The following is a 6,362-nucleotide window of genomic DNA, read 5'->3' as shown; positions in this document are numbered from 1 at the left end:
CTCATTACCTGGGTCGTGATTTCAAAACCAGGAATGGTTCGACTCTGCTTAAAATCGCACTGCTGCAAAAATCAGGATTTGAGGTCATAGAAATCCCGGTTAACATGCTTTGGAATCAGGATTTAATAAAACCATACATTGATCAAATAAAGACCAGGATAGGCATCCCCCCACAGGAGCATGGCTCTATATCATTTAATAGAGGGTGGGCAGATGCTGCATACGTCACTGCCGAAGAACATTTAGAAGAGCAAACCAACCCAGCAAAAAAGAAGAAGAAGAGAAGAAGAAGAGAAGAAGAAAACAAACAGTCAGTAATCGCCTTCCTCCCATCATGACTCAAGGAAACTTTTCCGCACAATGAACTTCTGAGCAGAACAGCGGTCTGCTTTTTATATTTTCATGAATTAATGAAATATAATTATGGATAGAAGTTCTGCTGGTATCAGTGGTCAATACACAAGATCAGATAACGGTTACAACCAGCCGAATGGCCGTGCCCCTTCTTCAAGGCGTGGGCGATACAGACATACCACAGTCAGACAGCGGGATAGTCACCCCCGCTCTACCCCGGGATGTAATAAATTTCACCATTCTTCTGAGACAAGCCCTTCTCAATATTTAATGCACCGTTCAGTAAACTCTGCTCAAGATTTTAATGCCCTCATCGAACCAGAAATAATGGCTGGTCTGGTGAGGAAATCAAAACGTTTCGGTCATCGCTATGATGGGAGAGATCACGGCCTGTATGCCAGTTCAGTTAAAAAATACACGTCAGCTGCCAAAAGACCGTTAAATCGAGCGGAACAAAGCCAGCTGATGCGTTTGCTGCAAAATTTCGCAGCAACGCGGAGCTGGAATTGGCGAAGCCTGACGACAACATTTCACTCATTGACTTCAGCAGGTGTTTTTACCCCTCATAAACCCGTGGATGAGCGTGTCAAGCGTACTCAAGCTGCCTTATTGTCAACGCTACTGGATGCAATAAGATTCAAGTGCAACAAAAAAGCTGAAGCATGGGATATTGATGCCCAGGGAATCGCCAACCTGCTGTGGGCCATGGCGAAACTGGTGGACAACGCGCAGGAGCGGACACCAGAGCTCAACGGGGCTGTGGTCGCCCTGTTGCCTCTCGTGATCGCACAACAAGCTAACTTTAAACCACAGGAAATCGCTAACCTGCTTTGGTCCATGGCAAAACTGGGTGAACTCCTTGAGCTGAACGTGGTTACCTATACGTTCGAATCGCTTGTCTATCGAATCAGTGAGAACCCTGAGTTTTCTCAGCAAGAGATACCGTTGTCTCTGTGGGGAGTCATGGTATGCTGTGCCAGGTTGTTTCTGGATTCCAATGCTAATCAAAGCAACGTGTTTGAAAAGCACATGGATGACCTATTCACTCGCCTGAAAAATACATCGCCAGACAATGAAGAGGAACAATCCATCATTACCCTGGCTGCCAGTTGGCTTGGCAGAGCCTGTCCGGTCGTTCGCCATTACCACACAAACAGTTCAAAAAACCAGGTCGACTTCCGCGATCAACTCCAATCATCTATTCCATCTTTGAGGATTGAAGAAGAAAAGAGTCTGAACTCATTACCTCCGGTTGACCTGCTACTGCCCGATCACAACATGGTGATTGAAGTTCAGGGCCCCTCTCATTACGTGGGTGGTGATTTCAAAACCAGGAATGGTTCAACTCTGCTGAAAATCGCACTGTTGCAAAAAGCAGGATTTGAGGTCATTGAAATACCGGCTAACCAGCTTTTGAAGAAAGATTTAATGAAACCCTATATTGATCAAATAAAGATCAGGGAAAGCATCGCGCCACAGGGTCATGACTCTGCATCACTTAAAAGAGGGTGGTCAGATGCTGCATACGTAACTGCCGAAGAACATTCAAATTAGCAAACCAACCCAGCAAAGAGGAAGAAAACAAGCAGCCAGTCATCGCCTTCCTCCCATCATGACTCAAGTAAACTTTTCCGCAAAATGAACTTCTGAACAGAACAGCAGTCTGCTTTTTATATTTTCATGAATCAATGAAATATAGTTATGGATAGAAGTTCTGCTGGTATCAGTGATCAATACACAAGATCAGATAACGGTTACAACCAACCGAATGGCCATGCCCCTTCTTCAAGGCGTGGGCGATACAGACATGCCACAGTCAGACAATGGAATCATCCCCCCTGCACTGCACCGGGTCGCAATGAATTTTACCATTCTTCTGGCACATGCTCTTCTCAACATCTACAGTGCCGTTCAGTCAACTCTGCTCAAGATTTTAATGCCCTCATCAAACCAGAAATAATGGATGATCTGGTAAGTCAATCGGATCGTTTCGGTCATCGCTATAATGGGAGAAATCACGGGCAATATGCCAGTTCAATTAAAAAATACACGTCAACTGTTCAAAGACCGTTAAATCGAGCTGAACAAAGCCAGCTGATGCGTTTGTTGCAAAATTTCACGGCAACGCGGAGCTGGAATTGGCGAAGCCTGACGACAACACTGCACTCATTGACTTCAGCGGGTGTTTTTACCTTACATAAACCCATGGATGAGCGAGTTAGACTTACTCAGGCTAACTTATTGTCAACGCTATTTGATGCAATAATATTTAACTGCAACCAAAAGCCTCCAGCCAGGGATATTGATGCCCTGGGAATCGCCAACCTGCTGTGGGCCATGGCAAAACTGGTGGACAACGGGCAGGAACGGACACCAGAGCTTAACGAGGCCGTTGTCGCTTTGTTACACCACGTGAACGCACAGAAAGCTCACTTTAAACCACAGGAAGTCACCAACCTGGTGTGGGCCATGGCAAAACTGCTGGACAACAAGCAGGAGCGTAAAGCAGAACTCAAAGAGGCTATGGCCGCCCTGTTGCCCCTCATCAAGGCACAGAAAAACCAGTTTAATGCCCAGGCCATTGCCAACCTGCTGTGGGCCATCGCGAAACTGGTGGGCAACGGGCTGGAGCGAACACCAGGGCTCAACGAGGCCGTGGCCACGCTGTTGCCCCACGTGAACGCACAGAAAAACCAGTTTAATGCCCAGGGCGTTGTCAACCTGCTGTGGGCCATGGCGAAACTGGTGGACAACGGGCTGGAGCGGACACCAGGTCTCAAAGATGCGGTGGCCGCCCTGCTGCCCCTCCTGAATGCAAAGAAAGACCAATTTAACGCCCAGGGCATTGCCAACCTGCTGTGGGCCATGGCGAAACTGGTGGACAACCGGCTGGAGCGGACACCAGGGCTCAACGAGGCTGTGGCCACCCTGTTGCCCCTCGTGAACGCACAGAAAAACCGATTTATTCCTCAGCACATCACCAACCTGCTGTGGGCCATGGCGAAACTGGTGGACAACAGGCAGGAACAGACACCAGGGCTCAACGAGGCTGTGGCCGCCCTGTTGCCCCTCATGAACGCACAGAAAAACCAACTTAATGCCCAGGGCATTGCCAACCTGCTGTGGGCCATGGCGAAACTGGTGGACAACGGGCTGGAGCGGACACCAGGGGTCAACGAGGCCGTGGCCGCCCTGCTGTCCCTCCTGGACGCACAGAAAAACCAACTTAATGCCCAGAACATTGCCAACCTGCTGTGGGCCATGGCGAAACTGGTGGACAACGGGCTGGAGCAGACACCTGTGTTCAAAGAGGCCGTGGCAGCCCTGTTGCCCCACGTGAACGCACAGAAAGACCAATTTATTCCGCAGGCTATTGCCAACCTGCTGTGGGCCATGGCGAAAATAGTAGACATCGGGCAGGAGCACACTCAAGGGGTCAAAGAGGCCGTAGCCGCGCTGTTGCCCCACGTGAACGCACAGGAAGACCAATTTACTGCCCAGGGTATCGCCAACCTGCTATGGGCCATGGCGAAACTGGTGGACAACGGGCTGGAGCGGACACCAGGGCTCAAAGAGGCTTTAGCCGCCCTGTTGCACCTCGTGAACGCACAGAAAAACCAATTTATTCCTCAGCATATCGCCAACCTGAAGTGGGCCATGGCAAAACTGGTGGACAACGGGCAGAGGCTGACTCCAGAGTTCAAAGAGGCCGTGGTCGCGCTGTTGCCCCAGGTAAATGCACAGAAAGCCAACTTTAAACGACAGGAAATCGCCAATCTGCTGTGGGCCATGGCAAAACTGGTGGACAGCGGGCTGGAGCAAACACCAGAGCTCAAAGAGGCCGTGGCCGCAGTGTTGTCTCAGATGAACGCACAGAAAGCTAACTTCATTCCGCAGGAAATCACCAACCTTCTGTGGGCCATGGCGAAACTGGTGGACAACGGGCAGGAACGGACACCTCATCTGAAAGAGGCCATAGCCGCGCTGTTGCCCTGCGTGCACAGACAGAAAGACCAATTTGTTCCGCAGGGAGTCGCCAACTTGCTCTGGGCCATGGCGAAATTGGTGGACAACAGCCAGGAGCAGACACCAGATTTCAACCAGGCCGTGGCTGCGCTGCTGCCCCACATGAAAGTACAGAAAGCTGACTTTAAACCACAGGGAATCGCCAACCTGCTGTGGGCCATGGCGAAACTTTTGTACAACGGGCTGGAGCAGACACCTGGGTTCAAAGAGGCCGTGGCCACACTTCTGCCCCTCGTGGACGCACAGAAAGACCAGTTTATTCCTCAGCATATCGCCAACCTGCTGTGGGCCATGGCAAAACTGGTGGATACCGGCCACGAGTGGACACCAGAGTTCAAAGAGGCCGTGGCCGCGCTGTTGCCCCGCGTAAACGCACAGAAAAACCAATTTAATGCCCAGGGTATTGCCATCATGCTATGGGCCATGGCGAAACTGGGTGAACTCCTTGAGCTGGACGTGGTTACCTCTACGTTCGAATCGCTTGTCTATCGAATCAGAGAGAACCCTCAGTTTTCACAGAAAGAGATACCGTTGTCTCTCTGGGGAGTCATGGTATGCTGTGCCAGGTTGTTTCTGGATTCCAATGCCAATAAAAGTAACGTGTTTGAAAAGCACATGGATGACCTGTTCACTCGCCTGGAAAATACCTCGCCAGACAATGATGAGGAACAATCCATCATTACCATGGCTGCAAGTTGGCTTGGCAGAGCCTGTCCGGTCGTTCGCCATTACCACACAAACATTTCAAAAACCCAGGTCGACCTCCGCGATCAACTCAAATCATCTATTCCATTTTTGAAGATCGAAGAGGAAAAGAGTCTGAACTCATTACCTCCGGTTGACCTGCTTCTGCCAGATCACAACATGGTGATTGAAGTTCAGGGTCCCTCTCATTATGTGGGTGGTGATTTCAAAACCAGGAACGGTTCGACTCTGCTGAAAATCGCACTGCTGCAAAAAGCAGGATTTGAGGTCATTGAAATCCCGACTAACCAGCTTTTGAGCAACGATTTAATGAAACCATACATTGATCAAATAAAGACCAGGATAGGCATCCCACCACAGGGTCATGGTTTTGTATCACTTAAAAGAGGGTGGGCAGGTACTGCATACGTTACTACCGAAGAACATTTAGCAGAGCAAACCAACCCGGCAAAGAGGAAGAAAGCAAGCAGCCAGTAATCGCCCTCCTCCCATCATGACTCAAGTATACTTTGCCGCACAATGAACTTCTGGGCATAACAGCAGTCTGCCTTTAATATTTTCATGAATTAATGAAATTTAATTATGGATAGACGTTCTGCTGGTATCAGTGGTCAATACCCAAGATCAGATAACAGTTACAACGAACCGAATGGCCATGCCCCTTCTTCAAGGCATGGGCGATACCGACATGCCACTGTCAGACCATGGAATCATCCCCCCCGCACGGCACCGGGTCGCAATGAATTTTACCATTCTTCTGACACACGCTCTTGTCAATATCTACAGCGCCGTACAGTAAACCCTACTCAAGATTTTAATGCCCTCATCAAACAAGAAGTAATGGATGACCTGGTAAGTAAATCGCATCATTTCGGCTATCGCTATGATGGGAGAAATCACGGTCAGTATGCCAGTTTAATTAAAAAATACTCATCAGCTGCTAAAAGACCGTTAAATCGCACAGAACAAAGCCAGCTGATGCGCTTGCTGCAAAATTTTACGGCAACACGGAGCTGGAATTGGCGAAGCCTGACGACAACACTTCACTCATTGACTTCAGCAGGTGTTTTTACCCCTCATAAACCGCTGGATGAGCGTGTTCAGCTCACTCAAGCTGTCTTATTGTCGACACTTCTTGATGCAATAATATTTAACTGCAACCAAAAACCGAAAGCCCGTGATATTAGTGCTCAGGAAATCGCTAACCTGCTGTGGGCCATGGCGAAACTGGTGGACAACGGGCAGGAGCGGACGCCAGAGTTCAACGAGGCCGTGGC

General features: G+C 49.4%; 4 protein-coding genes. All 4 read left to right on the top strand.

Annotated elements, in window-relative coordinates; all coding sequences use genetic code 11:
- A partial coding sequence (locus tag ACO6VE_RS23595; protein ID WP_422463862.1) for a hypothetical protein occupies window positions 1–338 on the top strand: 338 nt, incomplete at its 5' end.
- Window positions 339–423: 85 nt separating this feature from the next.
- Window positions 424–1,908 (top strand): RAP domain-containing protein, encoded by a 1,485-nt coding sequence (locus ACO6VE_RS23590; RefSeq protein WP_422463861.1) that lies wholly within the window; start codon window positions 424–426, stop codon window positions 1,906–1,908.
- 147 nt (window positions 1,909–2,055) lie between these two features.
- Window positions 2,056–5,562, top strand: coding sequence for a DUF1601 domain-containing protein (locus ACO6VE_RS23585; RefSeq protein WP_422463859.1), 3,507 nt, complete (start codon window positions 2,056–2,058; stop codon window positions 5,560–5,562).
- 105 nt (window positions 5,563–5,667) lie between these two features.
- A partial coding sequence (locus ACO6VE_RS23580) for a hypothetical protein (protein WP_422463857.1) occupies window positions 5,668–6,362 on the top strand: 695 nt, incomplete at its 3' end.

The sequence above is a fragment of the Endozoicomonas sp. ALB115 genome (assembly GCF_049310245.1).
In the GTDB taxonomy this organism is placed as follows: domain Bacteria; phylum Pseudomonadota; class Gammaproteobacteria; order Pseudomonadales; family Endozoicomonadaceae; genus Endozoicomonas.
The sequence above is the reverse complement of the archived record's forward strand: the minus strand, read 5'-3'. Positions and strand labels throughout refer to the sequence as shown.

Excerpts from the sequence above, each read along its gene's own strand:
- ACO6VE_RS23590 (WP_422463861.1), top strand. The coding sequence starts at position 424 with ATGGATAGAAGTTCTGCTGGTATCAGTGGTCAATACACAAGATCAGAT.
- ACO6VE_RS23585 (WP_422463859.1), top strand. The coding sequence starts at position 2,056 with ATGGATAGAAGTTCTGCTGGTATCAGTGATCAATACACAAGATCAGAT.